The organism is Paracoccus marinus (assembly GCF_007018965.1).
Taxonomy (GTDB): Bacteria; Pseudomonadota; Alphaproteobacteria; order Rhodobacterales; family Rhodobacteraceae; genus Paracoccus; species Paracoccus marinus.
This window is the reverse complement of sequence record NZ_VJYZ01000009.1, coordinates 1-26046: the sequence shown is the minus strand read 5'-3', so window position 1 is coordinate 26046 and position 26046 is coordinate 1. Positions and strand designations below refer to the sequence as shown.

27 protein-coding genes and 2 pseudogenes are annotated in these 26046 nt (G+C 66.9%); 12 read left to right on the top strand and 17 right to left on the bottom strand.

Annotated elements, in window-relative coordinates:
* Nucleotides 1-44 precede the first annotated feature (44 nt).
* From FNF32_RS05585 to FNF32_RS05545, 9 genes are all read left to right on the top strand, one after another.
* Complete coding sequence (locus FNF32_RS05585; RefSeq protein ID WP_131675062.1) at nt 45-2468, top strand: tape measure protein; 2424 nt, start codon at nt 45-47, stop codon at nt 2466-2468.
* A gap of 49 nt (nt 2469-2517) precedes the next feature.
* Entirely contained in the window at nt 2518-3144 is a 627-nt protein-coding gene (locus tag FNF32_RS05580) for a DUF2460 domain-containing protein (RefSeq protein WP_036706580.1), read from the top strand.
* Nucleotides 3141-4025 (top strand): DUF2163 domain-containing protein, encoded by an 885-nt coding sequence (locus tag FNF32_RS05575; RefSeq protein ID WP_036706579.1) that lies wholly within the window; start codon nt 3141-3143, stop codon nt 4023-4025. The genes FNF32_RS05580 and FNF32_RS05575 overlap by 4 nt, the downstream gene beginning before the upstream one ends.
* Entirely contained in the window at nt 4022-4456 is a 435-nt protein-coding gene (locus FNF32_RS05570; protein ID WP_131675061.1) for an NlpC/P60 family protein, read from the top strand. The genes FNF32_RS05575 and FNF32_RS05570 overlap by 4 nt, the downstream gene beginning before the upstream one ends.
* Nucleotides 4457-4464: 8 nt before the next feature.
* Entirely contained in the window at nt 4465-8502 is a 4038-nt protein-coding gene (locus FNF32_RS05565) for a baseplate multidomain protein megatron (protein ID WP_143796521.1), read from the top strand.
* Nucleotides 8503-8509: 7 nt separating this feature from the next.
* Entirely contained in the window at nt 8510-9586 is a 1077-nt protein-coding gene (locus FNF32_RS05560) for a DUF2793 domain-containing protein (RefSeq protein WP_143796520.1), read from the top strand.
* Between the two features lie 19 nt (nt 9587-9605).
* Entirely contained in the window at nt 9606-9893 is a 288-nt protein-coding gene (locus tag FNF32_RS05555) for a DUF6127 family protein (RefSeq protein ID WP_036708073.1), read from the top strand.
* A gap of 73 nt (nt 9894-9966) precedes the next feature.
* Nucleotides 9967-10641: a YcbK family protein gene (locus tag FNF32_RS05550; RefSeq protein WP_036700213.1), complete on the top strand. Its 675-nt coding sequence runs from the start codon at nt 9967-9969 to the stop codon at nt 10639-10641.
* Nucleotides 10638-10895, top strand: coding sequence for a hypothetical protein (locus tag FNF32_RS05545; protein ID WP_036700215.1), 258 nt, complete (start codon nt 10638-10640; stop codon nt 10893-10895). Before FNF32_RS05550 ends, FNF32_RS05545 begins: the two co-directional genes overlap by 4 nt.
* A 295-nt stretch (nt 10896-11190) precedes the next feature.
* Here the strand turns inward: FNF32_RS05545 and FNF32_RS05535 are convergent, their stop codons facing one another.
* The 10 genes and pseudogenes from FNF32_RS05535 to FNF32_RS05500 form a co-directional block, all read right to left on the bottom strand.
* Nucleotides 11191-11793: an adenylate kinase gene (locus tag FNF32_RS05535; protein ID WP_131674985.1), complete on the bottom strand. Its 603-nt coding sequence runs from the start codon at nt 11791-11793 to the stop codon at nt 11191-11193.
* Nucleotides 11794-11972: 179 nt separating this feature from the next.
* Complete coding sequence (locus FNF32_RS15545; protein ID WP_246087705.1) at nt 11973-12710, bottom strand: YncE family protein; 738 nt, start codon at nt 12708-12710, stop codon at nt 11973-11975.
* A gap of 290 nt (nt 12711-13000) precedes the next feature.
* Nucleotides 13001-13147, bottom strand: a pseudogene (locus FNF32_RS15840) (DUF305 domain-containing protein); the annotation flags it as partial.
* A 462-nt stretch (nt 13148-13609) separates the two neighbouring features.
* Entirely contained in the window at nt 13610-14020 is a 411-nt protein-coding gene (locus FNF32_RS05525; protein WP_036700223.1) for a hypothetical protein, read from the bottom strand.
* 125 nt (nt 14021-14145) lie between these two features.
* Nucleotides 14146-14631, bottom strand: coding sequence for a DUF411 domain-containing protein (locus FNF32_RS05520; RefSeq protein WP_036700224.1), 486 nt, complete (start codon nt 14629-14631; stop codon nt 14146-14148).
* A 146-nt stretch (nt 14632-14777) separates the two neighbouring features.
* The gene (locus tag FNF32_RS05515) at nt 14778-17207 is read right to left on the bottom strand and encodes a heavy metal translocating P-type ATPase (protein WP_036708065.1); all 2430 of its coding nucleotides are present in this window, start codon (nt 17205-17207) and stop codon (nt 14778-14780) included.
* Nucleotides 17208-17351: 144 nt separating this feature from the next.
* Entirely contained in the window at nt 17352-17639 is a 288-nt protein-coding gene (locus FNF32_RS15885) for a cation transporter dimerization domain-containing protein (RefSeq protein WP_484217480.1), read from the bottom strand.
* Between the two features lie 157 nt (nt 17640-17796).
* Nucleotides 17797-18333: pseudogene (locus FNF32_RS15880) on the bottom strand (cation diffusion facilitator family transporter); the annotation flags it as partial.
* Between the two features lie 90 nt (nt 18334-18423).
* Nucleotides 18424-18921 carry a CopM family metallochaperone gene (gene copM / locus FNF32_RS15740; protein WP_036708062.1) on the bottom strand — a complete coding sequence of 166 codons (498 nt, stop codon included), beginning with the start codon at nt 18919-18921 and terminating at the stop codon, nt 18424-18426.
* A 37-nt stretch (nt 18922-18958) separates the two neighbouring features.
* The gene (locus FNF32_RS05500; protein ID WP_036708060.1) at nt 18959-19291 is read right to left on the bottom strand and encodes a four-helix bundle copper-binding protein; all 333 of its coding nucleotides are present in this window, start codon (nt 19289-19291) and stop codon (nt 18959-18961) included.
* Between the two features lie 462 nt (nt 19292-19753).
* On the opposite strand from FNF32_RS05500, the gene FNF32_RS05495 reads away from it, so the two are divergent.
* The 3 genes from FNF32_RS05495 (at nt 19754) to FNF32_RS05485 (ending at nt 21517) form a co-directional block, all read left to right on the top strand.
* Nucleotides 19754-20044: a hypothetical protein gene (locus tag FNF32_RS05495; RefSeq protein WP_131674986.1), complete on the top strand. Its 291-nt coding sequence runs from the start codon at nt 19754-19756 to the stop codon at nt 20042-20044.
* Nucleotides 20044-20484, top strand: a complete 441-nt coding sequence (locus FNF32_RS05490; RefSeq protein ID WP_425467891.1) for a c-type cytochrome — start codon at nt 20044-20046, stop codon at nt 20482-20484. Before FNF32_RS05495 ends, FNF32_RS05490 begins: the two co-directional genes overlap by 1 nt.
* A 376-nt stretch (nt 20485-20860) precedes the next feature.
* Nucleotides 20861-21517 (top strand): L,D-transpeptidase, encoded by a 657-nt coding sequence (locus tag FNF32_RS05485; protein WP_074826734.1) that lies wholly within the window; start codon nt 20861-20863, stop codon nt 21515-21517.
* A gap of 62 nt (nt 21518-21579) precedes the next feature.
* On the opposite strand, the gene FNF32_RS05480 is transcribed toward FNF32_RS05485, so the two are convergent.
* From FNF32_RS05480 to FNF32_RS05450, 7 genes are all read right to left on the bottom strand, one after another.
* On the bottom strand, nt 21580-22095 hold the full coding sequence (locus FNF32_RS05480; RefSeq protein WP_036700235.1) for a L,D-transpeptidase family protein: 516 nt from the start codon (nt 22093-22095) through the stop codon (nt 21580-21582).
* Nucleotides 22096-22118: 23 nt separating this feature from the next.
* On the bottom strand, nt 22119-22574 hold the full coding sequence (locus tag FNF32_RS05475) for a DUF411 domain-containing protein (RefSeq protein ID WP_036700310.1): 456 nt from the start codon (nt 22572-22574) through the stop codon (nt 22119-22121).
* Nucleotides 22575-22582: 8 nt separating this feature from the next.
* Nucleotides 22583-23212 (bottom strand): SCO family protein, encoded by a 630-nt coding sequence (locus tag FNF32_RS05470; protein WP_131674988.1) that lies wholly within the window; start codon nt 23210-23212, stop codon nt 22583-22585.
* Nucleotides 23209-23667, bottom strand: a complete 459-nt coding sequence (locus tag FNF32_RS05465) for a copper chaperone PCu(A)C (RefSeq protein ID WP_036700241.1) — start codon at nt 23665-23667, stop codon at nt 23209-23211. Before FNF32_RS05465 ends, FNF32_RS05470 begins: the two co-directional genes overlap by 4 nt.
* Nucleotides 23668-23677: 10 nt before the next feature.
* Nucleotides 23678-24283: an SCO family protein gene (locus FNF32_RS05460; protein ID WP_231555239.1), complete on the bottom strand. Its 606-nt coding sequence runs from the start codon at nt 24281-24283 to the stop codon at nt 23678-23680.
* Nucleotides 24284-24499: 216 nt separating this feature from the next.
* Nucleotides 24500-25681 carry a ZIP family metal transporter gene (locus tag FNF32_RS05455; RefSeq protein ID WP_036708058.1) on the bottom strand — a complete coding sequence of 394 codons (1182 nt, stop codon included), beginning with the start codon at nt 25679-25681 and terminating at the stop codon, nt 24500-24502.
* Entirely contained in the window at nt 25678-25968 is a 291-nt protein-coding gene (locus FNF32_RS05450; protein ID WP_281285646.1) for a multicopper oxidase domain-containing protein, read from the bottom strand. The genes FNF32_RS05455 and FNF32_RS05450 overlap by 4 nt, the downstream gene beginning before the upstream one ends.
* Nucleotides 25969-26046: the final 78 nt, after the last annotated feature.

Below are 26046 nucleotides of genomic sequence, written 5' to 3'. Positions count from 1 at the left end.
ACCGGGCCCACAAGCCTCGTTCCCTTCGTCAGGAACACTGATCCATGGCTCAGAAGAAGGTCTCCGTCCGCCTCGTCGCCGAGGGCGGAAGGCAGGTGAAGGCCGAGTTCCAGGGCGTGGGCGATGCCGGCGAGGCGAGCTTCAGGCGCATCGAGCGGCAGGCCGACGTCACCGGCGCGGTGCTGCGCCGCCTGGCAGGGATCGTCGCCGGGGCACTGTCGGTTCGGCAGATCGTGGCCTATGCCGACAGCTGGACCGATCTGCGCTCGCGTGTCGATCTCGCCACCGGCTCGCAGGAGCGCGGGGCGGCTGTGATGGAGCGCCTCGCCGCCATGGCGCGGCGGACCTATTCCGGGATCGAGCAGACGACCGAGTCCTGGCTGGCCAACGCCACCGCACTGCGCGAACTCGGCCTTTCCACCCGCGAGAGCCTCGATTTCACCGAGGCGCTGAACAACGCCATGGTGGTCTCGGGCGCCAAGGGCGAGCGTGCCGTCTCGGTGCAGACCGCGCTGGCCCGCGCCATGGCTTTGGGGCAGCTTTCGGGCGACAACCTCAACACCGTGATCGCGCAGGGTGGCCGCGTCGCGCAGCTGCTCGCGGCGGACCTCGGCACCACCGTCACCGGGTTGCGCCAGGCGGGCGCCGAGGGCCGCATCACCGGCGCGGTGATCCAGACCGCCCTGATCGGCAATCTCGAGCGGCTGCGCGAGGAAGCCGATGGTATGCCCGCCACCATCGGCGACGCCTTCACCCTGATCGGCAACGCCGCGATGCTGCTGGTCGGGACGTGGGATCAGGTGTTCGGGGCCTCGTCGCTGGTCGCCACGGCGCTGATCGCGGTCGCCGACAACATGGAACGCCTCGCCGCCATCGGCATCGCCTTCGCCGGCTTCATGGCCGGGCGCTGGGTCGCGGCTTTCCTCGCTGCCCGTGTAGCCACGCTGACGCTTTCCGGCGCATTGACCGTGCTGCGCGGCGCCATCGTGCGCACCGGCATCGGCGCCCTGATCGTGCTCGCGGGCGAACTGATCTACCAGCTGATGACTGTCGTGCAGAAGGTCGGCGGGCTGGGCGAGGCCTTCCGCCTCGTCGCCGATCTGGCGGCGGAGGCATGGAACCGCATGGGGCTGCGGCTCGACGCGGTGATGGCTAGCATCAGCGCCGCCTGGGAGGGGCTGAAGGCGACGATCTTCACCCTGCTCGACGACACCTTGACCGGGGTGGTCAGTTTCGGTGACCGCACCATCGCGGTGTTTCAGGGCGCCTATGACGGCGCGGTGGCGATCTGGGGGAGCCTGCCCGGCGCCATCGGCGACTTCGCCTTCCAGGCCGCGAACGGGTTGATCTCCGGGGTCGAGGCGATGCTGAACGGCGTCGTCACCCGGATCAACAGTTTCATCGGCGGGCTCAATGCCGCGTTGGAGCTGCTGCCCGACTGGGCGGTCGGCGACGGCGGGGTGCGGATCGGCACGCTCGACCCGGTGGCGCTGGGGCGGGTCGCGAATCCCTTCGAGGGGGCTGCGACGGCGGCCGGCACCGCTGCGGCCGATGCCTTCAACGCCGCCATGGGCAAGACCTATGTCACCGCTCCCGACACCGGCCTGGGGGCCATGGCCGAGGCCGCGCGCGGACGTGCCGAGGGCTACCGCGAAGCGGCCGGCATGCTGGCCGATGCCGCGTCGCGGCCGATGGCCAGCTGGCAGGCGCTGAAGGATGCGGTGACCGGCGTTGACGATGATGCCGGGGGTGCGCTCGATGATGCGGCGGGCGGCGCCCTCGAGTTGGGCCATGCGTTGGACGGCGCCACCGGTGCCGCGGGTCGCGCCGGCGCCGCCGGGCGCCAGGCCGGGGCGGAAGCGGCTGCGGGGGCGGAAACGGCCGTCACCGGCTGGGCCGCCGTCAGCGCCACGCTTGCCGATTACGCCGCCAAGGCGCGCGACATCGGCGGCGATATCGGCACTGCGCTGGTCGGAGCATTTCAGGGCGCCGAGAACGCCATCGGCGAGTTCGTGAAGACCAGCAAGCTGAGCTTCCGCGACCTTGTCACCTCGCTGATCGCCGATCTGGCGAAGCTCGCGGCGCGGCGCTTCATCCTCGGACCGATCGCCAATGCGCTCTCCGGCGCGCTCGGCGGCGCTGAGGGCATTTTTGCCGACGTCCTGCATGCCGGCGGGGTGGTCGGCGCACCGGGCCCCGGCCGCATGGTCCCGACGCTGGCCTTCGCCGGGGCGCCGCGCATGCACAATGGCGGTTGGGCAGGCCTCAGGCCCGACGAGGTTCCGGCAATCCTGCAGCGCGGCGAGCGCGTGCTCTCCCGTCGTGAGGCCGCCGGTTACGGCGGCGCAAGCGCGCCTACGGTCAATGTCACGATCAACGCGCGGGATGCCGAGAGCTTCCGCCAATCCCGCACACAGATCGCGGCCGATATCGCCCGCGCAGTTTCGCTCGGGCGAAGGGGCATGTGAGCCCGACGCCGCAGACAGGACTGCGCGGCACGTATCTCGGAGAGGATTGATGGCGTTTCACGAGGTCCGGTTTCCGGATGACATCAGCCGCGGTGCGCGCGGCGGACCGGAGCGGCGCACCCAAATCGTCGAGCTGGCCTCGGGCGACGAGGAGCGCAACGCCAGCTGGGCGAACTCCCGCCGACGCTACGATGTCGCCTACGGCATCCGCCGTGCTGACGATCTGGCGGCGGTCGTCGCCTTCTTCGAAGCCCGCAACGGGCGGCTTCATGGCTTCCGCTTCAAGGACTGGGCAGATCACAAATCCTGCCTGCCGTCCGCCACGCCGGGGCCGACGGACCAGGCGATCGGCACCGGCGACGGCATCACCACTGCGTTCCAGCTGGTGAAGCGCTACGCCTCAGGCAGTCAGACATGGGTGCGTGCGATCACCAAGCCGGTCGCCGGCACGGTCCGGATCGCCCTCGATGGCGCAGAGCAGCTCGGCGGCTGGTCCGTCGACACGACCACCGGCGTGGTGACCTTCGCCACTGCGCCAGCCGAGGGCGTCGCCATCACCGCGGGCTTCGCCTTCGACGTGCCGGTCCGCTTCGACACCGATGCGCTTGATGTAACGCTCGACCTCGAGCGGCTCGGCTCGATCACCTCCATTCCGCTGCTGGAACTGCGCCGATGAAGACCCTCGACCCCTCACTGCAGGCCCATCTCGACGACGGCACGACGACGCTCGCCTGGTGCTGGCGCATCAGCCGCGCCGACGCCGTCACCTTCGGCTTCACCGACCACGACCGGACGCTCGCCTTCGATGGGACCGGTTTCGAGCCCGAGAGCGGATTGACGGCCTCCGAGGTCCGCTCGGGCTCGGACCTGTCGGTCGATGCGCAGGACGCCGAGGGCGTGCTGACCTCCGACCGGATCACCGAGACCGACATCCTCGACGGCCGCTGGGACAACGCCGAGGTCGAGGTCTGGCGGGCGAACTGGGCCGACACCAGCCAGCGCGTGCTGATGCGCCGCGGGGCCATCGGCCAGATCCGGCGCGGCCGGCTGGCCTTCGTCGCGGAGGTCCGATCGCTCGCCCATGTGCTGGGCCAGACGGTCGGGCGGACCTTCCAGGCGAGCTGCGACGCCGCGCTCGGAGATGCGCGCTGCGAGGTCGATCTGGAGGATCCCGCCTTCAAGGGCACTGGTAGCGTCATCGATCTCCTGCGCGACCGGGCCTTCACCGCCTCGGGCCTCGGTGGGTTCACCTCCGGCTGGTTCACCTTCGGCACGCTGGAATGGACGAGCGGCGCGAATGCGGGCCGGCGCACCGAGGTGCTGGGCCATGACGTCACGGACGGCGTGGCGATCCTGACCCTGCTCGAGGCGCCGGTGCGCGCGATCGCCGAAGGCGACAATTTCATCATCCGGGCAGGCTGCGACAAACGGATGGAGACCTGTGGCGCGAAGTTCGCCAACACCGCCAACTTCCGGGGCTTCCCGCATATCCCCGGCCAGGACGCGGTCCTGCGCTACGCCACGAAAGATGGTGGGCATGAGGGTGGCGTGCTGTGAAGCCCGCCGATCCCGATAGGGTGATCGGGGCAGCGAGCTCCTGGCTCGGCACGCCCTACCACGACCAGGCCAGCCTTCGGTGCGTCGGCTGCGATTGCCTCGGGCTGGCCCGGGGCGTCTGGCGCGAGGTCGTCGGCCCGGAGCCGTTCCCGATCCCGCCCTACAGCCGCGACTGGGGCGAGACCGGCCCGCGCGAGGTGCTGGCCGAGGGCGCGCGGCGCATGATGATCGAGGTGGACCCGGCGGAGGCCGGTCCCGGAACGCTGGTCCTCTTCCGCATGAAGCCGCGTGCCATCGCGAAGCATGTCGGGATCCTCACCGGGCCCGACACCTTCCTTCACGCCTATGAACGGCTCGGCGTGATCGAGGAGCCGCTCACCCCGTCATGGCGGCGGCGCATCGCCTTCGCCTTCCTGTTCCCGCAACGCTGAGACCCGACATGGCCACCCTCGTTCTCGGTGCCGCTGGCGCCGCCATTGGCGGTTCGATCGGCGGCGCGATCCTCGGCGTGAGCGCCGCCACCATCGGCGGTTTCATCGGCTCCACCATCGGCTCTGTCGTCGACAGCTGGATCATCTCCTCGCTCGCGCCCACCCAGCGCATCGAAGGCGCGCGGCTCGACAGCCTTCGGATCACGTCCTCCACTGAAGGGGCAGTGATCCCGCGCGTCTACGGCCGCATGCGGATGGGCGGCAACATCATCTGGGCCACCGATTTCCGCGAGGAGACCAGGACCACCACGCAGGGCGGTGGCAAGGGCGGCGGAGGCGGCAAGGTCAGGACGACCGAGTATCTCTACTATGCGAGCTTCGCAGTCGCGCTGTGCGAGGGCTCCGAAGCCGGTCCCGCAGGGGCCATTCTCTCCGGTGGAGAGAATGGAGGCGGAGGAGGCCCGGCAGGGCGGGGAATCGCCGGCATCGGGCGCATCTGGGCCGACGGCAAGCCGATGGATCTCTCCGGCGTCACCTGGCGCTGGTATCCGGGCGACGAGGCACAGACCGCCGACCCGTTCGTCGCGGCGAAGATGGGCGCGGCGAACACGCCCGCCTATCGCGGCACCGCCTATGTCGTTTTCGAGGAACTGGCGCTGTCCACCTACGGCAACCGGTTGCCGCAACTGTCGTTCGAGGTGTTCCGCCCGCTCGCGGATGCCGACACCGCCGAAGGGCTGACCCGCGCCGTCACCATGATCCCGGCCTCGGGCGAGTTCAGCTATGCGACGCAGGCGATCCGCAAGACCGATGGCGGCGCGACGGTGCCCGAGAACCTGAACGCTCTGGCCGACTCCACCGACATGGTGGAGGCCCTCGACCGGCTGCAGGCCATGGCCCCGGCGGTCGAGAGCGTCAGCCTCGTCGTCGCGTGGTTCGGCGACGATCTGCGCGCGGGGTCCTGCAAGGTGCGGCCGGGCGTCGAGGTGTCCGCGAAGTCGACCACGCCCGCCAGCTGGTCGGTGAACGGCGTCAGCCGGGCCGGCGCCTTCCTCGTCAGCCGCGACGATCAGGATCGTCCGGTCTATGGCGGCACGCCGTCCGACTTCGCCGTCGTGCAGGCGATCCAGGAGATGCAGGCGCGCGGGCTGCGGATGACCTTCTATCCGTTCATCCTGATGGATGTCCCGCCCAACAACACGCTGCCGAACCCGTATTCCGACAACGCCGCCGAGACCGGTCAACCCGCGTTCCCATGGCGCGGCCGGATCACCTGCTCGCCTGCAGCGAGCTTCGCAGGGACCGTGGACAAGACCGCCACGGCCGCAAGCCAGGTCGCGGCGCTGTTCGGCGGGGCCACGCCCGCGAGCTTCAGCGTCTCGGGCGACAGCGTGGGTTGGACCGGGCCATCCGGTGACTGGGGCCTGCGGCGCATGGTGTTGCACTACGCCCATCTCTGCGCGGCGGCAGGCGGGGTGGACGCCTTCCTCATCGGCACCGAGATGCCGGGGCTGACGACAATCCGCTCAGGCGCCAGCACCTATCCTGCGGTGCAGGCCTATCGGGACCTCCTCGCCGATGTGCGGTCCATTCTCGGGGCCGGGACGAAGATCGGCTATGCCGCCGACTGGTCGGAATACTTCGGCCACCAGCCGGGCGACGGCTCGGGCGACGTGTTCTTCCACCTCGATCCGCTCTGGGCCGATCCGGAGATCGATTTCGTCGGCATCGACAACTACATGCCGCTGTCGGACTGGCGGGACGGGTTCGAGCATGCGGATGCGACGGAGGGCTGGCCCGCGATCTACGACCGCGCCTACCTGCAGGAGAATATCGCGGGCGGCGAAGGCTTCGACTGGTTCTATGCATCGGCTGCTGACCGCTCCGCGCAATCCCGGACCCCCATCACGGACGGCGCTGCCGCTAAGCCGTGGGTCTTCCGCTACAAGGATCTGCGCGCCTGGTGGTCGAACGCACACTACGACCGCCCGGGCGGGGTGGAAAGCGGGACGCCGACGGCGTGGGCGCCGCAATCAAAGCCGATCTGGTTCACCGAACTGGGCTGCCCGGCCATCGACCGTGGCACCAACCAGCCGAACGTCTTCTTCGATCCGAAGTCGTCGGAGAGCTTCACGCCGCATTTCTCGCGGGGCTGGCGCGATGACGCGATCCAGCGGGCCTATCTCGAGGCGACATATCTCTGGTGGGGCGAGGCCGCGAACAACCTGCTGTCCTCGGTCTACGGCGGCCGGATGGTGCACGTCCCCGAATGCGCCGCCTGGACCTGGGACGCGCGGCCCTATCCGTTCTTTCCGGCGCTGACCGACGTCTGGACGGACGGCGCGAACTGGCGGCTTGGGCATTGGCTGACCGGGCGTCTCGGCGCGGTGTCGCTGGCCGCACTGGTCCGGCACCTCTGCCTGCGCGCCGGGCTGCCCGAGTCCCGGATCGATGTCACCGGGCTCTGGGGCGCGGTCGAAGGCTACGCCATTACGGCTCTCGAAAGCCCGCGCGCCTCGATCACCACGCTGTCGCGCCACTTCGGCTTCGACGCGGTGGAGACCGAGGGCGTGATCCGGTTCTTGATGCGCGGCCGGGCCTCCGTCGCCACCCTCGGGCCCGACGATCTGGTCGCCGCCCGCGAGGGCGACGTCTTGGAACTGACGCGGGGCCAGGAGACGGAACTGCCGCAAGCGCTGAAGTGGCAGGTCGCACGCGCCGACGAGGATTACGACGCGGCCCTCGTCGAGGCGCGCCGCATCACCGTGGACACGACGCGGATCGCCTCCGAGAGCTTTCCGATGGCGGTGCCGCCCGAGGAGGCCGAGCGGCGCTGCCGCCGCGCGCTGATGGAGGCATGGGTGGGGCGCGAGACGGCGGCGTTCCGATTGCCGCCCTCGCGCCTCGCGCTTGATCCGGCCGACGCGATCCGGCTCGCGCATGACGGGCGGCTGGTCGAACTGCGGCTCGTCTCGATCGCCGACGCCGAGGCGCGCGGCATCGAGTCGGTCCGCCAGGACCGCGCGACCTACGATCTTCCGCCCGGCGATCCGCGCGCGGCGTCGCTGACGCGCGCCGTGGTGTTCGGCGCACCGGATGCGGTGCTGATGGACCTGCCGCAGCTGACAGAGGACCAGCCCGCGCATCGCCCCTTCGCAGCGGCGCATGCAGTACCGTGGCCGGGCGAGATGGCGGTCTTCCGTAGCCCGTCGACGGACGGCTTCGAACTACTGACCACGTTCGGCAGCCGCGCCCGGATCGGGGCGCTGGTCTCGGACTTCTATCAGGGCCCCACCTCGCGCTTCGACCTCGGCAATGCGCTGGTCGTCGATCTGCTGACCGGCACGCTGGAAAGCGTCACGGACCTGACCCTCTTCGGGGGGGCCAACGCGCTCGCGGTAGAGAGCGCGCACGGCGTCTGGGAGATCGTGCAGGCGGGTGCGGCCGAGTTGCTCGCGCCCGGCCGGTATCGGCTGACACGTCTCCTGCGCGGTCAGCGCGGCACCGAGGGCGCGATGGGTAATCGGGCGCCTGCGGGGGCGCGGGTCGTGGTGCTGGACACCGCGCTGGCGTCCCTGCCGATCGCCGAGGCCGATCTCGGTATCCCGTGGAACTGGCGCATCGGCCCGGCAAGCCGTCCGGTCAGCGACGAGACCTATGTCGCACAGGCCTTCATGCCCGAGGGCATCGGACTGCGACCGTTCTCCGTCGCACATGTCGAGCAGCCGTGGCGCAGGCCTCGCACGCCCGGCGATCTCATCATCCGCTGGACACGCCGGTCCCGAGCCCTCGCGGCCGACAACTGGGGCGGGCTGGAGGTGCCGCTAGCCGACGAGCTCGAAGCCTACGAGGTCGAGATCCTCGACGGCGCGACGGTAAAGCGGGTGCTGAGTACCGCCACCACCAGCGCCGTCTACCTCGCCGCCCAGCAGATCGCCGATTGGGGCGCGCCGCTCGGCCCCGGCGACACGCTCGACATCCGCATCTTCCAGCTCTCCGCCCTCGTCGGGCGGGGCGCGCCCAAGACCATCACGCTGTCCTTCTGAGGATCCCATGTCCGATGCCACGACCCATCTCCTGCTGCCCTACATCCTCGCGGCGCAGGCCCAGAAGCATGTTACCCACAACGAGGCGCTGCGGATCCTCGACGGGCTCGTCCAGCTATCCGTTCTCGACCGGGACCTGACCGCGCCGCCTGGTTCGCCCGCCGATGGCGACCGCTATATCGTCGGCTCGGGCGCGACGGGCGACTGGGCGGGCTGGGACCTGAACGTCGCGCTCTGGACCGACGGCGCCTGGCTGCGCCTGCTGCCACGCCCCGGCTGGCGGGCCTGGGTTGAGGACGAGGGGCTGCTGCTCGTCTTCGACGGCGCGGGCTGGATCGGCACCACGCCCACGGCGCTGCAGAATATGGCGATGCTGGGCGTCGGCACGACAGCGGATGGGTCGAACCCATTCTCGGCCAAGCTCAACGCTGCGCTCTGGACCGCGAAGACCATCGCCGAGGGCGGCACAGGCGATCTCTTCTACACCATGAACAAGGAGGCCGCGGGCGACGATCTCGGCCTCACGCTGCAGACCGGCTTCGTGACCAAGGCGCTGGTCGGCCTCTTCGGTTCGGACCGCTTCCGGCTGGCAGTCTCCGCCGACGGCAGCACCTTCTTCGACGGGCTCAGTGTCGACAACGCCACCGGCATCGTCGACCAGCCCCGGCTGCCACGGTTCAAGGCCTGGACCAACTACGACAACTATGTCGGCGTCGGGACATGGACGAAGATCGGCCTCAACAACACCGACACCAACGATCAGGGCGCGTTCGACGCCGGGAACAACCACTTCATCGCCCCCGTGGACGGCACCTACCTCTTCGGCGCGACGCTGCTCTACAAGATCAACGCCAGCGCGACGGCCCGCATGCGCGGGCGGCTCGTCCTGAACGGCACAACCGAAATTCGCGGCTCCTTCGGCGAGAGCTCCGCGACCCACGTCTCGCTCGCCACCGCCATCTGGCTGCAGACTATGGTCCCGCTGACGGCAGGCGATACCGTCGAGCTGCAGGGGTATTTCCGGGTCGCGGATGGCTACTTTGCCGCCGATCACACGTCCTTCTGGGGCTGCAAGATTGGCTGAGCGGCGAAAGGAGGAACCGATGAACCCACCCCGATCCGAAGGCTACGTCCGCATGCCGGACGCCGAGTTCGAGGCGATCCTGACCCGGGCGGCTGAGGAAGGCGCGAAGCGTGCGCTTGCCGATGTCGGCCTCGACGGCGACGAGGCCGCGCTCGACATCCGCGATCTGCGCTCGCTGGTGGACTGTATCCGGCTGGTGCGCCGCACCGCGATGCAGACTGCAGTTCGCATGATCACCACCGGCGTCGTGCTGGCGCTGCTGGCGGGCATCGCCATCAAGCTCAAGATCTTCGGCAACGGCCCGTAGCCGTCGTCTCGTTCCGATCTGTCAGCCCATCATGACCCGCCCTCGAGGCGGGTTTTTTCGTTTGGAGGACCCCATGACCACGACCTTCCACCGCCATTGGCGTGACGTGCCGAAGAATGCCTGGCGCTGGCCGAACTTCTCGCCCGCCGAGATCGCCTGCCGAGGGACCGGCAAGCTGCTGATCAACGAACCCGCGCTCGACAAGCTGCAGGCGCTGCGCGATCGGCTGGGCAAGCCGCTGATCGTCCGCTCGGCCTATCGCAGCTCCGAGCACAACCGCGCCGTCGGCGGCGCAACCCGGTCGAAACATCTCGACGGCGCGGCCTTCGACATCGCCATGGCGAACCACGATCCGGTGGCGTTCGAGGCGGCAGCGCGGGCGGTGGGGTTCCTCGGCTTCGGTTTCTACCCGCGCTCGGGCTTCATCCATGTCGATCTCGGCCCGGCACGGCAGTGGGGCGAGCGCTTCCCGGTCCGGCCGACTCCCTTCGCTGCCGAAACCCCGCCGGCGCGCGAAGTGCTGGCGCAGAGCCGCACCATGAAGGGTGGCGGAGCGGCCGGTGTGGCGACGCTGGGCGCGGCGGGCGTCGAGGTGGCTCGAGACGTCCTTGCCGAGACCCAGACCGCCATCCTGCCGCTTGTGTCCTATCTCGAAACGCTGCGCTGGGTGTTCATCGCCGTGGCACTCGTTGGCATCGTCGTGACCATCTACGCGCGGCTCGACGACTGGAAGCGGGGGCGTCGATGATCGCCGCGCTGCTGGGCGGCATTGCCGCCAGCCCATGGATGCGGGCCGCGCTGCGCTACGGCGCCGTTGGCTTCAGCGTGCTTCTGTTCCTGCTCGCGCTCCGGCGTTCCGGCGAGCGCACTGGCCGCCTCGCCGAACGCTATGAGACCACGGAGAAGATCAATGATGCCCAACGCCGGATGCTGGAGGCGGCGGCTCGCCGCCCTCGCAATCGCGACGAGCTTGCTGACCGGCTGCGCGACGGTCGGTTCTGAACAAAGGATCATGGCACTTTGTCCGCCGGTCGTGGAATATGGTCAGGAGTTACAGACGCGGGCCGCCGACGAACTGGCGTGGTTGCCGGAAGGCTCGATCATCGCGGAAATGCTGACCGACTACGCAGTGATGAGAGAGCAGGCTCGGGCCTGCTCTCCTGAGACAAGCTAGCAAGAGCCTGAGCGCCTGCGGTCTGCAATCCGCACCAATATGGCGGCAGGCAGCATGCCGATCGATCGCTGGACGCAGCGGCCTGGTGGTGTCCCTCACCGTTCCTTGTCGCCAGGATCAGGATCAGCGTCGTGATCCCGAGGATCGCCGGGTCAGTACGTCCTCAATCTCGCGCGCCACGTCGTCGATGCCCTGCATTCCATCAACCGTAATGAGCTCTCTCCTTCGGCGATAGTAGTCCAGTAGCGGCTCCGTCTTGTTCCGATATGCGTCGAGACGTCTGACAAAGGTATCCCGATTGTCGTCGCTGCGAGCCGTGCCGCCAGCGGCCAGCGTATCGGCGACGCGCTTTTCCATTCGCTCGACCAGCGAGGTCTCATCGACCTTCAGTTCGATGACTGCGTCAATTCTGACACCCCTTTGCTCCAGCATGGCGGTCAGGGACTCCGCCTGCGCGACTGTCCGGGGAAAGCCGTCGAGAATGAACCCTTTGCGCCAATCCTCTTGATCGATCCGGTCGGATACCATCTGGTTGACCACATCGTCGGGTACGAGTTCGCCGCGATCCATGATCGCGTCGACCCGCCGCCCGGTTTCGGTGCCTTCGGTCACAGCAGCGCGCAGCATATCTCCTGTAGAAAGCTGAGGGATCGAGTGGCGTTCGGCCAGGCGCTGCGCCTGCGTTCCCTTCCCTGCTCCTGGTGGTCCGAACACTATCAGTCTCATTGTCTCTTCTCACCTCTTGGATAGCCACGAGGGCGATGGCGGCGGCAATTCCGATGCACCCAGTACCGTTTGGAGAAGCCCTGCACTTCCGCGCAGACCGGCGCTGGCCGTGTAGGCGGACATGATATCCCTGCCTCCAAGTCTGGCGCCGGAGCTGGACCGCTCCGGCGCCGAACTCCTTAGCGGCTCGAGTCGCCGTAGACGATGCCATTCGGCCGATCGCCGACCGGCACCGTCCTCACCACGTCCTGGCTCTCGACATCGATGATCGACACTGTGTCGTCCGCAATGTTGGTCACGAACACGTAAGCCCCGTCGGCCGATGCCGACACGCCATGGGCGCCACCCCCGGTGGTGATCGTCTTCACGACCTCTCCCGTCGCCGTGTCGATCACGGACACCGTGTCGTTCGGCTCCGCGTCGGTGCCCTGATTGGCCACGTAGACGTAGGCTCCATCGGGGGTCGCGAACATCTGGATCGGGTTCGGCCCGACGTCGATCCTGTTCGTCACCTGCCGGGACGAGGTGTCGATGACGGCCACCCGGTTCTCGTCGCGCAGCGAGACGTAGACCTGATCGCCAGACGGCGTGAACCCGACCTGAACAGGCGCTGCGCCCACCGGAATGCGCGCAACTTCCGTCAGGTCCTGCGTGTCGATGACGGAGACCGAGCCGTCCTCGACATTGGCCACATAGATCTCGCTCTCATCCGGGCTGAGGCGCAGCCCGTGCGGATAGGCGCCGGTCGCGATGCGCTCGATGACTTCGGCCTGTGCGAGATCGACGACCGCAATCTCGTTCCCGCCGGACAGCGAAGCATAGGCGCGCCCGCTGCGGTCGGCGACGACATGCGCCGGATGCGCGCCGACTTCCACAGTGGCGACGGGCTGCGACAGTCGCTCCGGATCGAGCACCACCAGGACCCCTCCGCCCGCATCGGTGTCGGCATGTCCATCGTCATCCGATCCGTGCGCGTGATCGGCGGCAGGGCTCCCGACCGCCAGCAGCAGATTCCGTCCGGCGTCAGATCGACATTGTGCGGCGACACGCCGACGTCAACGGTCTCGACCGAACCCGTGCCGAGATCGATGGCGCTGATCGAATTGCCGCCCTCGTTGGCGGAGTAGACGGTCCCGCCGGTCTGACCGAGGGCGGTTGGTGCCTCGCCGGCGTTCGTCGCCAGCCAGGCCTGCATTTCGACGATCTCGCCTTCCTGCGCCGCGATGATCTGGTCCGCCCACTCCCTGGTCTGCGGATCGTCGCCGTATTGCTGGACGATCTTCGCCATGTCGATCGCACCCTGATGATGCGGGATCATGCCCCGGACGAAGGCGACATCCGGATCGCCGGCCATCACGCCTTCCATCATCGGTCCGTGCATTTCATTCATCGCGGCGACGTAGGCCTGCGTGAAGTCGGGAGCGCTGGAATGGCTCGTTGGGGCGCCGTCAGCGCCGGGTGCGGCCATTCCGCCGTGCATGCCCCCCTGCATCATTTGCTGCATCGCCTGCATCATGGCCTGGCCATGCTCGGGGATGCCCTGCATGCCGGGCATCCGGTCCGAGGGAGATGTGGGCGCGGGAGCCTGTTCCGCTTGGGCGGGCGGGGTTCCCGGGTGGTGGGTATCATGTTCGGCCTGGGCAAGAGCAGCGCCCGGCAGGCCCGCCAGCAGGCTGACGGAAAGAACGATTGCAGTTCGGTTCATGGGTTTTCATCCTTGGCACCGGAGGGCCGGCGTCACATTCGCGGACGCGGGTCTCCGAAAGTTCGTCTGGGCTCGAAGTGCGCGCTGCCGGCGGTCGCGCCGGAGCGGCCGTCACGCAGCAATCAGACGAGGCGGCCTCAGGATTCCTTCGGGGGATCGTTCCCACGGGTCACGGTGCATGACCCTGAACAGTTCACCATTCACGGACGGCCCGAACGTCAGCGGCCCGACGGGAACGGCGGCGATCAGACAGGTCTGACAGCAGTCGGCCAGCATCTGGCCGCCGTCATCACTCTCGCAGCCTGCAGATGTCTCTGCCCCGTGATCGCCGGGCAGGTGATGTTGGCCGCAGTGGCTCGCCGTGGCCGCGCTCTGTTCGCGGTGGAGGGCGTGTCCGGTCGGGCTGGCATGCGCTACGCCCTGCAGAACGAGGGAGCTGATGGCAAGCAACAGGATGCCGATCGCGAACTGGCGCAATCGGCCGCATCTCGCCGCGAACGCAACTCTGAAGCGCCCGCTCATGAGCCACCTGCCTTCTCGGTGTCGAGCCGGGCTGATGCGCTGCTGACGCGGGCAAGGGCCATCGCTCGCGGCTTGAGCTGCATCGGATCGGCGGCAAGGTGGACGGTCATGTGGAGGCGCCTGGCTCAGATTTCCTGCGCGCCGAGGTAGCGCCCGAAGGTCTGGGTGGTCGGACCGAACAGGAGCACTTCATAGGGCTCGGGTTCGACCCCGGAAAAATCCATGCCGGGCGAGCCGGCAGGCATTCCGGGAACGGCAAGTCCCGTCCCGGAGGGCCGCTCGGCCAGCAGGCGGCGGATCGCGGCAGCTGGCACATGACCCTCCACCACATAGCCGTCCACCTCGGCCGTATGGCAGGAGGTCAGCTCGGCCGGCACGCCGAGCCGCTCCTTGAGGCTGAACACGTCGTCCGAGTCCACGACCCGCACCGGAAAGCCCGCGGCTTCGATATGCGCGATCCAGCCGTCGCAGCAGCCGCAGGACGGATCCTTGGTGACGGTCACGAGCGGCAGGGCCTCGGCCCGCGCCCACGCCGGCATCGACAGCAGGAACGGAAGTGCGGCGGCGGCCGCGAGAACGGCCCGCCGGCCGATGGTGTGATCGTTCCGCATCGTCAAACCTTTCTTCGTGGACTCCATGATCTCACCGGCTAGTCCGGAGCGCGACCCACGAACGGGTGAGAATGCGCCGGCGTCCCGCGGCAAGATGTCGCCTGTCAGATGCGCTCGCGGGAACGGCCCACGATGCCACCCGGACATCACAGCTTCACGCCCCGCAGCCGAGACGCATTCGCGATCACGCTGACCGAGGATAGCGCCATGGCGGCTGCCGCGATGATCGGCGACAGCAGGATGCCGAAGAACGGATAAAGCACCCCCGCGGCGATCGGGATACCGAGCGCGTTGTAGATGAAGGCGAAGAAAAGGTTCTGGCGGATGTTGCGCATCACCGCCTGAGACAGTCGCCGCGCCCGAACAATGCCGGTGAGATCGCCCTTCAGGAGGGTGACGCCCGCGCTCTCCATCGCCACGTCGGTGCCGGTGCCCATGGCGATGCCGACATCCGCGGCCGCGAGCGCAGGGGCATCGTTGACGCCGTCGCCCGCCATCGCCACCACCTCGCCCGCCGCCTTGTGCCGCTGCACGACCTCGCTCTTCTGGTCCGGCAGGACCTCCGCCTCGACCTCGTCGATGCCTAGCTGTCGGGCGACCGCCTTCGCTGTGGTCCAGTTGTCGCCGGTGAGCATGACCACGCGGATGCCTTGGGCCTTCAGCGCGGCAAGCGCTTCAGGCGTGGAGGGCTTGACCGGATCGGCGATGGCGAAGATTGCGGCGACCTCTCCGTCCACGCCCATGAAGATCGCGGTCGCCCCGTCTTGGCGCAGCCGGTCAGCCTGCGCGGCCAGCGGCGTCACATCGACCCCTTCTTCGGCCAGGAAGTTTGCGTTGCCGAGGGGAATGCGCTTGCCCTCGACCGTGCCATAGGCGCCCTTCCCGGTCGGCGAGTCGAAATCCGCAACCGGTGCGGTCGCGATCCCCCGCTCCTCTGCCGCGCGCACGATGGCGAGCGCCAGCGGATGCTCGCTCGCCCGCTCGACGCTGGCGGCCAGGCGCAGCACCTCCTCCTCGGTAAGACCGGCAGCGGGAACGATGGCCGTGACGGCGGGACGCCCCTCCGTCAGTGTGCCGGTCTTGTCGACGATGATCGTGTCGACCTTCTCCATGTGCTCGAGCGCCTCGGCGTTCTTGATCAGGACGCCATTCTGCGCGCCGCGGCCGACGCCGAACATGATCGACATCGGCGTCGCCAGACCCAGCGCGCAGGGGCAGGCGATGATCAGGACCGAAACCGCCACGACCAGCGCATAGGCGAAGCGCGGCTCCGGGCCCCAGATCGACCAGGCGATGAAGGCGAGCACCGCGACCACGATCACCGCCGGCACGAACCAGCCCGACACCTGGTCGGCAAGTCGCTGGATCGGGGCACGGCTGCGCTGTGCCTCTGCGACAAGCTGGACGATCTGCGACAGCATGGTGTCGCGTCCGACCTTGCGGGCCTCGATCACCAGCGCGCCGGACTGGTTCATGGTCCCCCCGATCGCCCGCGAGCCGACCTCCTTGGTCACCGGCATGGATTCGCCCGTCACCATCGACTCGTCGACGGCGCTGCGGCCTTCCAGCACCTCGCCATCCACGGGCACCTTCTCGCCCGGCCGCACCCGCAGGCGGTCGCCGACATGGACAGTGTCGAGCTGCACCTCTTCTTCGGTGCCGTCATCACGGATGACCCGTGCGGTTTTCGGGGCGAGATCGAGCAGCGCCCGGATTGCGCCGCTGGTGCTTTCCCGCGCCCGGAGTTCCAGCACCTGTCCGAGCAGCACGAGCACGGTGATGACCGCTGCGGCTTCGAAATAAACCGCGACCGACCCGTCATGCTGGCGGAAGGCGTCCGGGAAGATGTCTGGCGCGAGCGTCGCAACGACGCTGTAGATCCACGCCGCCCCCGTGCCCATGGCGATCAGGGTGAACATGTTGAGATTGCGCGTGACCAGCGACTGCCAGCCGCGCTGGAAGAAGGGCCACCCGGCCCACAGGACGACCGGGGTCGCGAAGAGCAGCTGGATCCAGTTCGAGGTCTGCTGATCGATGTAGCGGTCCAGCCCGAGGAAATGGCCGCCCATTTCCAGAATGAATACAGGGACCGTCAGCACCAGCCCGATCCAGAAGCGGCGCCGCATATCGATCAGTTCGAGATTGGGCTCCGCCTCGAGGCTGACCAGCACAGGCTCCAGCCCCATGCCGCAGATCGGGCAGGATCCCGGCCCCACCTGCCGGATCTCTGGGTGCATGGGACAGGTGTAGATCGTCCCCTCGGGCACGGGCTCGGCCTTTGCCGCCGCAGCGGCCGGGTCGAGGTAGCGGTCCGGCTCGGCCAGGAACTTCGCGCGGCATCCGGCCGAGCAGAAGTAATACGGCCGCCCCGCATGCTCGGCCTTGTGCTGCGTCGCATGGGGATCGACCATCATGCCGCAGACCGGGTCCTTGACCCGATGCACGCTGTCTGTCGGAGTCGCCTCCGCAGCGTGCGAATGCTCCGTCCCGTGGTGCCCCGAGTGAGCATGCCCGTGTTCGTGAGAATGTCCCGGCCCGCGATGCTCATGGCCGCCGACGCGAGAACTGCTCTCCATGTGGAGGGGGGCAGGGTGTTGGTCTTTGCTCTTGCTGGCCATCATGTACCTCGTCCGGGAAGTGCCCGAGAATCGTCCTCATTCGTCCTGCACCTTCCTGTCGTTGGAAGGTCAAGAGTAAGCCGCCAGGCGGAAGCCGCGGCGTCAGTGTTCATGCTGGGCGCTCCCTTCTTCCGGTCTCGCCCGCACGGCCTGCCGGGACTTCGCCTTCGGCCGCGTAACATCGATCTCGGCAGCTCCCTCCTCAACGGCAAGGCAGTATTCCTCGATCTGCGTGGTCGAGAAGTAGACCTTGAACCGGTCGCGCAGGAGGTTGTTCACCTCCCTCAGCACCCGCTCGCCATCCTGCCAGTCTCGAACGCAGACGTGGCTCGAGAACACGTTGCGCCCGGACGTCGGGCTCCAGGCATGGACGTGATGCACGTCCGTCACGCCCTCCAGCTCCCGAATGGCCGCGATCACAGCCTCGAGATCCAGGTCCTCCGGCGTGCCTTGCAGCAGGATGTGCAGCGACTCGCGCAGGATGCCCCAAGGAAGCCCAGAGCAGCACCAGTCCGAAGGCCATGCCGAGCAGCGGGTCGACGGCGAGGAAGCCGGTAAAGCGGATCACCAGGGCCGAGATGATGATGAGGAAGCTGCCGACGAACGTCTGCAGGATGTGCCAGTAGGCGCCCCGCATGTTCAGGTTGTCCTTCTGGCGCTCGTACAGGAGCCAGAGGGCGACAAGCTCGGTGGCGATGCCCCCCGCTGCTGCGATCAGCATCGGCGTGGTGGCCAACTCGATCGGCTCCATGAGGCGCATCGCGCCCATCCACAGCACGAAAATGGCCATTCCGACGAGAAAGAGGCCGTTGAAGAGGGCGCCGAGGATCTCCGCGCGAATGTAGCCGAAGGTGCGCGCCGGGCTGGACTTCCGCTCGCTCAGGCGCATGGCGACAAAGGCGATGAGCACGCCGCCGACGGCCGAGAAGGTGTGGAAGGCATCCGACATGACGGCGACCGAGCCCGTCCAGATGCCGATCCCGAGTTCAACGATGAAGTAAAGGCCGGTGAGCCAGCCGGAGATGACAAGCGCTTTGCGATCACCGCTCGCGGGCAGGTGGCCCGTATGGCTGCCGTGAGACATCGACATGGGTTCGCCTCCTGCTGACCGCGCATCATGCATCGTCGCGGTCGTTGAGGCCGCCGCAGCTCCAAGCTCCGGCGGCCCGAGTCCTTACTGCTGGCCCGCGTTCTCCTCGACCCAGGCGGTCATCTCCTCGATTTCCGGGCCTTGGGCGTCGATGATCTTCTGAGCCATCGCTTTCGACTCCTCATCGTCGCCATACTTCAGCTCGACTTCTGCCATGGCGATGGCGCCCGCATGATGCGCGATCATCCCGCAGTGGAAGGCGAGGTCGGGATCCTCGATGGTGTGGGTGGCCATCATCGGACCGTTCATCTCCATCATGGCCTGCATGGAGGCTTGCTGGGCCTCATCCATGCCCTCCATGCCTCCCATCATGGCGGACATGTCCATGCCCTGCATCATCCCCGGCATCCCGGACTGCTGGATGGCGTCCTGGCAGCCCTGCGGGAGGATCGACAGGTCGGGCATGGGACCTCCCTGTCCCGCCATGTGGCCAGCCTGCCCGCCTGTCCCGCTCTCCTGAGCGAAAGCCGCGGGCGCGGCGAGAAGGGCAGCAACGACGGCGGCGAGTTCAAACTTGCGCATAAGGGTTCTCCTTTGATGTAACTGGTTTCGGTGGGGATCAGGCCGCCATTTTCCGGCAGCTCTCGGCGCACCGGCGGCACGCATCCACGCATTCCTGCATGTCGCCGACCTGCTCGCAGCTCCGGGCGCATTCCTCACAGATCTCGGCACACTCACGGCAGAGATGCTTGTGATGACTGGTGCCGATCAGCATGAAATTCGCCGCGGTCTGGCAAATTTCGGCGCAGGCGATCATGAGCCGGAAGTGCTCCGGCTCGACATGCCGGCCACCTGCCTCAAGACAATGGTTCATGGCCATGCTGAGGCAAGTGCTGTGGCAGCTCAGGCATTCGTCGATGCAGCTCTGCATTTCAGGGGACATCTGGTGCATTTGTATTCTCCATCTTCGGAAAGCGCCGGGAAGAGAAGCAGCAAGCGTGGCGCTCGGCACTCGCAGCCAGCGATGACACGAAAAGACTTTCCTGGCGTCTTCAGACCGTCTTCTCATCCCTCCGGCGCGAGCGACGCCAGGCAGCAAGGCGCGACACGCGCTCACGATGGGTAACGATCAGATCAGATGGTCCCGCGGCGGACGGCGCGGCCCATCCGGGGCAAGCCCGCTGAGCAAGGAGACTGGCATCACAAACTTCTGATCGCTCCTGCGCGGCTCTTTCAGATCGGCGGTTCGGCCGGGGATCAGCGCTGCCAGGCACGCATCTCCGCAACAGGCGAGCGTGTCATGGTTGTCATCGCTGGGCTCCTCCCCCACAGCCATCGAAGGAGCGTGATGCGGGACGGGGTCCGCCACGTTCGTCGCCGTCGGCGAAGATTCGGCGTGGACGGAGATGTGGGCATGACTGTGGGGCACCAGACTTCCGGCCGCCGCGCCATGGGCGATGAGCATGGCAGTTGCAAGAAGCGCCAGTGCGTTCGCAAGCTTCTGCCAGACGAATCCGGCTTTCGTCCGGGGGGTCCGCCGTTGCATCCTGTGGGAACGGCCGAGGAGGCGAAGTGTTCCGCTGATCATGGTGCTGCCGACATGCGTTCAGACCGTTTCTGCCATCAGTCTGCCGAAGTCACCGGCGACGAACAGCACGCGCGGATCGTGTTCCTGCAGGACTGGCTCGCCCAGCATGCCAAATGATGCTCCGGATACCAACCCTCATCGGCCTCACCGCCTCCGCGCTCATCACCACCTGGATCCTTGTCGGGCTGCGGGCGGATGCGGAGAATGCCGAGACGATCGCACTGGGCCGCACCATTTACGAGACCCAGTGCGCCGCATGTCATGGCGCGCAGCTTGAGGGGCAGCCGGACTGGCAAATGCCTCTGCCCTCCGGGCGCCTGCCGGCTCCCCCGCACGACGCCACCGGCCACACATGGCATCATCCGGACGACATCCTGTTCCGGATCGTCAAGGAAGGCACCGCCGCCATCGTGGGGGGCGGATACGAGAGCGACATGCCCGGGTTTGCCGATGTCCTCAGCGACGCCGAGATCCGGGCCGTGCTCGCCTACATCAAGAGCACGTGGCCGGAACGCGAGCGGAGCTATCAGGCCGAGACGAGCGCGCGAGGCCGATAGATGGGTGGTCGGCGCGGTGTGGCAGGACATCATCCTCCTTGGGGTAGGTCATTGTCGAGCTTGTGGCTCACGAAAGGGGCCTCCGTAGAACTCCTCTTCGGTGACACTGCATTCTTCCCGCCCCCAGAAGCCGTGCGCGGGTGCAGCAGGCGCAACCAGTGCCCTCGACGACGTGGACGGCCAGCACGGCTGCAGCCCGTAGCGAAGGAGGCCACCTGAGGTGCAGCCCAGCCCAGCGCCAACACCAGGTCACGTCGACGTGAGACACTTCGCCTATCCGTCTCACGCAGGCGTTATGGGTCATGATCTCCATTGTTCTTGAAGGGCAGCAGTGGGCAGCTAGTATCGCAATGAAAACAATAGCGAAAGGTGGGACATGACACAGGCAGATCGATCGAGCGGGCGCCGACAGTTCTTGACCGGACTGATGGCCACGGCGCTCGTCCTTCCGGCCGGACGGAGTTTCGCACAGAATATCGACCCTTATACCGGAATGCCTGTCTACGGTTCCGCCGGAGGGGCGGCCCCCGACCTCGGCGTGTTTCAGGTAGACCCGGACGCCGATCAACGCCGCAATCAGTCGTCTTTTCGCGCGTGGCATTGGAGCGATTTCTATCCGAGTCTGGGAAAGGGCGTCATCCTTGCTGATGTGACCTCGCGGGCGCTGCATTACTGGTCTGCCGACGAATCGGTATACTTGTTGTTCCCTACAGCGGTACCCGTATCCGAGGATCTGACCCGCAGAGGAAAGACCGAGATCGTCAGAAAAGCGGAAAACCCTCCGTGGACCCCGACCCCGAGCATGCGCGAGAGAGATCCTTCGCTGCCGCAACGCGTCGAAGGAGGCGTGCCAGAAAATCCGCTGGGCGTCCGCGGCCTTTATCTTTCATGGCCTGCATATCTGATTCACGGAACCCACGACACCCGGAAGATCGGCCGCAAATCGTCGAACGGATGCTACGGTCTTTATAACGAGCATGTCCTGAAACTCTACGAGGTCGCCGAGATAGGCACACAGGTCGCGGTCTTCTGATCTACCATCGAAGGGCGGAGCCGGAGACATCTCCGGCCCGCCCTCACCTACGAGCCATGATATCAGGGGTAAATCATCACCGGCACCCCGAGGCGCAGCATCGCGAAGATATCTTCGACCTCGTCGTCGCTGACCGTGATGCAGCCCGCCGTCCAGTCCCGCTTCTGTCTGACCAGACGCTTTCCCTCCGGCCCGCGGCCATGGATCATGATATCACCGCCCGGATCCAATCCGAACTGCTCCGCAAAAGCTCGGTCCCGCTCATTCGGATAGGAAATCCCCACTGAAAGATGGTATCGACTGCGGGGATTGAAACGGTCGATGTAATAGAGGCCCTCCGGGGTCTTTCCGTCGCCTTCAAACTGCTTGTGGCCGATGGGCTCGTTTCCCAGTCCGAAGTCATACGATTTCAGGACCGTCTGCCCGCTGAGCAGGTACATTCGGCGCCGCTCCTTCTGAACGACGACCTGTGTCACCGGAGGCCCCAGGTACCTCTTCAAGACGGGGGGTTGCGTGCCGCACGCGGCCAGAGCCGCGAGCATCGTGAGCGAAAAATGACGGCGGTTCGGTCGAAGCATCGGCAATTTATATCATCCGGAGATTATTGCGCGGCGGGGTAGTGCGAGAACACCTCAACCGAGCCATCCCGCTTAACAAGATTGACGTCGTAGGCTTTACGCTTGTTTTCGGGTCCCATCCCGGGACTGCCATAGGGCATTCCGGGAACCGCGAGCCCTGCGGCATCCGGCCTCTCTTTCAGAAGGCGCTCGATGTCGGCCGCGGGGACATGGCCTTCTATGAAATAGCCGTCGATCTCTCCCGTATGGCACGACAACTGACTGGTCGGGACGCCCAAGTCCATTTTGTGCCGGATCAGAAGAGCACCGTAGCGTTCCTCGGATGTCACCTCGAAGCCGTTCTGGCGCAGATACTCGGTCCACTGGGAACAGCATTCGCAGCCGGTCCCTTCGACCACATGGACCGTTCCGCGATCGGCGGCCATGGCGGCCGAGGTCGTCGTCAGCAGGACCGCTACGCCCTGCGTGAAGCGTCGAATACGATCAATCATGGTTGCTCCTTTTTCATGGCCCGCCGGATCTTGGGAACGGCGAACCTTCGGTCCTCGTGAAAGTCGATGATGCTGCCAAAGCTTCCGTCGGCCCGGAACAGGAACACACCGGCAGTATGATTCATGGTGTAGTCACCCTTTACGTCCTCGATGCGCTCTGCCTTCGCGCGGAAGTCGCCAAGAATGCGGGCGACCTCGCCTGGCTCTCCGGTCACACCGACGATGCGCGGATCGAAATAGCCGAGGTAGTCCGCAAGAACCTCCGGCGTGTCACGCTCGGGGTCCACAGAGATCAGAGCCACGTTGAGGCGGTCGGCGTCTGGCCCCAGCTCCTCCAGCCAGAGCGAGATGTCCGAGAGCGTGGTGGGGCAGACGTCGGGGCACCAGGTGAAGCCGAAGAAAACCAGGCTCGGCCTGCCGACCCAGTCCGAGATCGTCACCCGACGGCCCCGATGGTCCGTGAGCGTGACGTCCATTTCGCCCAGCGGTCGAGGCAGGTTGCGGGTAGGGCTCGCCGGCTGCGCCGCGCCGGGCCCGTCCACTTGCCACCAGCCCAGACCCAGCGCGCCGGCGCCGAGTGCCGTGACCGCGCCCGCGCCGAGAAGGAGCCGGCGCGAGAGGCTCATTCCGCAGGTCCCGTGGCGCCCGGTCCGAACACATGCACCTCCACCGTGACCTCGCCCGCGGCCTCGAAGGCGAGCGTCAGCGGGAAGGTGGCACCCTCCCGGAGAGGTGTGGCCAGTTCCATCAGCATGACGTGCATCCCGCCCGGCTCGAGTGTGAGTTCGCCGCTCGCGGGGATCTCGGCCGCCTCCACATGGGCCATCCGGGAGATGCCCTCGGAAAGGGTGGTCTCGTGCAGCATGGTCATGGTCGAGACCGGCGAGGACAGGCCGATCAGGCGATCGCCCTCGTCGCCGAAGTTGCGGACGGTGAAGTAGGCGGCGCCCGGCCGCGAGGTACCGATCGAGGCGCGTGCCCAGGCCGCGTCGATCTCAAGGTTGCCCTGCCGGACGGGTTCTGCTTGGGCGAGGCCGGCGGAAAGGCCGAAGGCAAAAACGGCAATAACAGGGAGCTTCATGGTGATGTTCCTAGAGGCGGTTCTGGAGGTCGGCAAGGATGTCGGCGGCGGGCGTGCCATAGGTGAACTGACGCAGCCAGTCCCCCTCCGGCCCGATGAGGTAAAGCGCGGGGCTGTGCGACATGGAATAGCCGTCGGGCGCGGCGGCATCGTCTTCGCGCGCGTAGTGAATGCGGAAGCTGTCCGCCGCAGCCCGGGTCTGGTTCGCATCCCCGGCAAGCCCGAGGATGGTGGGATGGAAGGCAGCGGTGAATTCGGCAATACCCAGCCTGCGGTCGCGCTCGGGGTCGATGGATATGAAGAGCGGCTGCACTTGCGTGGCCTCGTCGCCCAGATCGTCCATGACCTGAGCGACATCGGCCAGCGTCGTGGGGCAGACGTCGGGGCAATTGGTGAACCCGAAGAAAACCAGAATGTGTTTCCCCCCGAATTCCGTCGGGGTCCGCAGGCGCCCTTCGGCGTCGGGGAGTGCGAAGGTGGGACGGAACGGGGCCTCGACCACCGGCGCGGGCAAACGGTCTGCAATCAGAAACATCGTCCCGTAGCCCAGCATGGCAATACCCGCCGCCGCCCAGAGGCTTTTTTGCAGCCGTGTCAATCGCATCCGATCCGTCACTCCTCTTCTTGCGTCCTCCCTAAAGCCTCCAGTGACTTGAGGTTCAAGAGCGAACTCCTGTCGTCACACAACGGTGAGCCGTCGGCGGAGCAGAACGCTGCGCAGAAAGCTCATGTTCACGGCGACGATTGTGTCAGCGACAAGCGCGCGGATTGCGCCCGGCAAAAGCCGGTGTGCCGGATCTCGCCATGATCCGACGCCGGGGAATGGTCCGGGTCACACCTTGATCAGCGCCGCCGTCGCGTACATGAAGGCGAGCCCGCCAAGAAATCCGCCAAGAACGGCGGGGGAAAACAGTGCCGCTTGCCGGTCGCTGTTCTGACGCATCAGGTAGGCGCTGACCTCGACCATGACCTGCAGGATCGCACCGGCCCCGACCGCCAGCGCCAAGGCCGACCATTGCGGCGCATAGGCCAGACTGCCCGTCCACATTCCCAGCACGGCCGGGCCGCCAGCCAGAAGCGTCAGGGCTGCGAAGGTCCAGAGCGGCGGTCGAATCCGCAGCATCGGCGCTGCAATGCCGATCCCCTCGGTCACATTGTGCAGCGCAAAGCCGAGGACGAGGAACGTGCCAAGCCCCGCCGATCCGGCGGCAAAGGCGCCCCCGATCGCCAGCCCCTCGCCAAAGTTGTGCAACCCGATCCCGAGGGCGATGTAGAAGGCGAGCGCCAGACCCTCCGGTTGGCCGCGCCAGCGTCCGATCGCCATCAGCAGCAGAAAGCACGCCAAGGCCGTCAGCCAGACCATGGCCGAGCCTTGGAACAATGCGGCGGCTCCGGCTGAAAGCTCCAGCGCCTCTAAGGTCATGTCGATGAGCAGGAAGGCCAGCAGCCCGACGGTCAGCGCGAGCAGGAAGTTCATCCCGGTCCGCCCGACACCGCGCATCGCCGGATAGAACATCAGGCCGAGCGCCACGGGCAACAGGCCGACAATCGCCCCGACCAGCGCCTGAATGCGCAGCTGGCCCGCCGTGGCCTTCGGCGTCGGCACGGCTACGGCGATTTCATGTTCAAACGCCGTGCCGGTGTTGGACAGCAGCGCCACACGATGCGCCTCACCCAGCACCCATGGGTAAGGGATGCGAACCCAGACGGCAGTGCCACGCGCGACGGCCCCCGGAGGGGCCTGCGTGAACGTCCAATAGGCATCGTCGACGGCAACCTGCGCAATCTGCATGGCCTCTGAACCGCCCGCGCGCACCAGAATCTGGATGCCGGTCTCGTCCAGAATCGTCCGCTCCACCGTCAGCGCCTCGACCGGAGGCGCGCCATTGTTGAAACTGCGGAGGGGATCGAGCGACGCGATCCAGACGAAGGCGCCAAGCATGACCGCCAGCGGCACAAACAGAAGCAGCAGCCGGATCATTGCGGGGCGGGTGGGTTGGCTCTGGTCGCTCATGCTTCTGGCCCCCGAACGTCGAACATCCCGACCCAACCAAGCTCGGTGAATTCGGACTGGTGGGCGTGGAACATGTACATGCCGTCCTCGTGCTCGGCGAAGCTGAACTCGAGGATCCCGCGCTGCGCCTGACACTGCATGATCAGATCGACCGTGCGCAGCGTCGGCGTCAGGGTGGTGCCGGTATCGTAGTAGTCAAAGAAATTCGCATGCAGGTGCAACGAGTTGATCGGGTCGAACTCGGTCACGTTCACCAGATAGATGCGCACAGGCCGCGACTTGTCGATGTGGACTTGCCCGGCTTTTGTGGAGAGCGTTTAGCTCACTTCGCGGGCCTTTCGCTCGAAGGCGATGGGGCTCTGGAA

What these genes read in the sequence shown, in the direction of transcription:
- FNF32_RS05490 (WP_425467891.1), top strand. Translation starts at nt 20,044, where the DNA reads ATGCTCCGGATACCAACCCTCATCGGCCTCACCGCCTCCGCGCTCATC.
- FNF32_RS05515 (WP_036708065.1), bottom strand. Translation starts at nt 17,207, where the DNA reads ATGGAGAGCAGTTCTCGCGTCGGCGGCCATGAGCATCGCGGGCCGGGA.
- copM (WP_036708062.1), bottom strand. Translation starts at nt 18,921, where the DNA reads ATGCGCAAGTTTGAACTCGCCGCCGTCGTTGCTGCCCTTCTCGCCGCG.
- FNF32_RS05495 (WP_131674986.1), top strand. Translation starts at nt 19,754, where the DNA reads ATGACTGTGGGGCACCAGACTTCCGGCCGCCGCGCCATGGGCGATGAG.
- FNF32_RS05485 (WP_074826734.1), top strand. Translation starts at nt 20,861, where the DNA reads ATGACACAGGCAGATCGATCGAGCGGGCGCCGACAGTTCTTGACCGGA.
- FNF32_RS05455 (WP_036708058.1), bottom strand. Translation starts at nt 25,681, where the DNA reads ATGAGCGACCAGAGCCAACCCACCCGCCCCGCAATGATCCGGCTGCTG.
- FNF32_RS05545 (WP_036700215.1), top strand. Translation starts at nt 10,638, where the DNA reads ATGATCGCCGCGCTGCTGGGCGGCATTGCCGCCAGCCCATGGATGCGG.
- FNF32_RS05500 (WP_036708060.1), bottom strand. Translation starts at nt 19,291, where the DNA reads ATGCACCAGATGTCCCCTGAAATGCAGAGCTGCATCGACGAATGCCTG.
- FNF32_RS05525 (WP_036700223.1), bottom strand. Translation starts at nt 14,020, where the DNA reads ATGAGCGGGCGCTTCAGAGTTGCGTTCGCGGCGAGATGCGGCCGATTG.
- FNF32_RS05555 (WP_036708073.1), top strand. Translation starts at nt 9,606, where the DNA reads ATGAACCCACCCCGATCCGAAGGCTACGTCCGCATGCCGGACGCCGAG.
- FNF32_RS05535 (WP_131674985.1), bottom strand. Translation starts at nt 11,793, where the DNA reads ATGAGACTGATAGTGTTCGGACCACCAGGAGCAGGGAAGGGAACGCAG.
- FNF32_RS05560 (WP_143796520.1), top strand. Translation starts at nt 8,510, where the DNA reads ATGTCCGATGCCACGACCCATCTCCTGCTGCCCTACATCCTCGCGGCG.
- FNF32_RS05585 (WP_131675062.1), top strand. Translation starts at nt 45, where the DNA reads ATGGCTCAGAAGAAGGTCTCCGTCCGCCTCGTCGCCGAGGGCGGAAGG.
- FNF32_RS05580 (WP_036706580.1), top strand. Translation starts at nt 2,518, where the DNA reads ATGGCGTTTCACGAGGTCCGGTTTCCGGATGACATCAGCCGCGGTGCG.
- FNF32_RS05550 (WP_036700213.1), top strand. Translation starts at nt 9,967, where the DNA reads ATGACCACGACCTTCCACCGCCATTGGCGTGACGTGCCGAAGAATGCC.
- FNF32_RS05470 (WP_131674988.1), bottom strand. Translation starts at nt 23,212, where the DNA reads ATGAGCCTCTCGCGCCGGCTCCTTCTCGGCGCGGGCGCGGTCACGGCA.
- FNF32_RS05565 (WP_143796521.1), top strand. Translation starts at nt 4,465, where the DNA reads ATGGCCACCCTCGTTCTCGGTGCCGCTGGCGCCGCCATTGGCGGTTCG.
- FNF32_RS05520 (WP_036700224.1), bottom strand. Translation starts at nt 14,631, where the DNA reads ATGCGGAACGATCACACCATCGGCCGGCGGGCCGTTCTCGCGGCCGCC.
- FNF32_RS05575 (WP_036706579.1), top strand. Translation starts at nt 3,141, where the DNA reads ATGAAGACCCTCGACCCCTCACTGCAGGCCCATCTCGACGACGGCACG.
- FNF32_RS05480 (WP_036700235.1), bottom strand. Translation starts at nt 22,095, where the DNA reads ATGCTTCGACCGAACCGCCGTCATTTTTCGCTCACGATGCTCGCGGCT.
- FNF32_RS05465 (WP_036700241.1), bottom strand. Translation starts at nt 23,667, where the DNA reads ATGAAGCTCCCTGTTATTGCCGTTTTTGCCTTCGGCCTTTCCGCCGGC.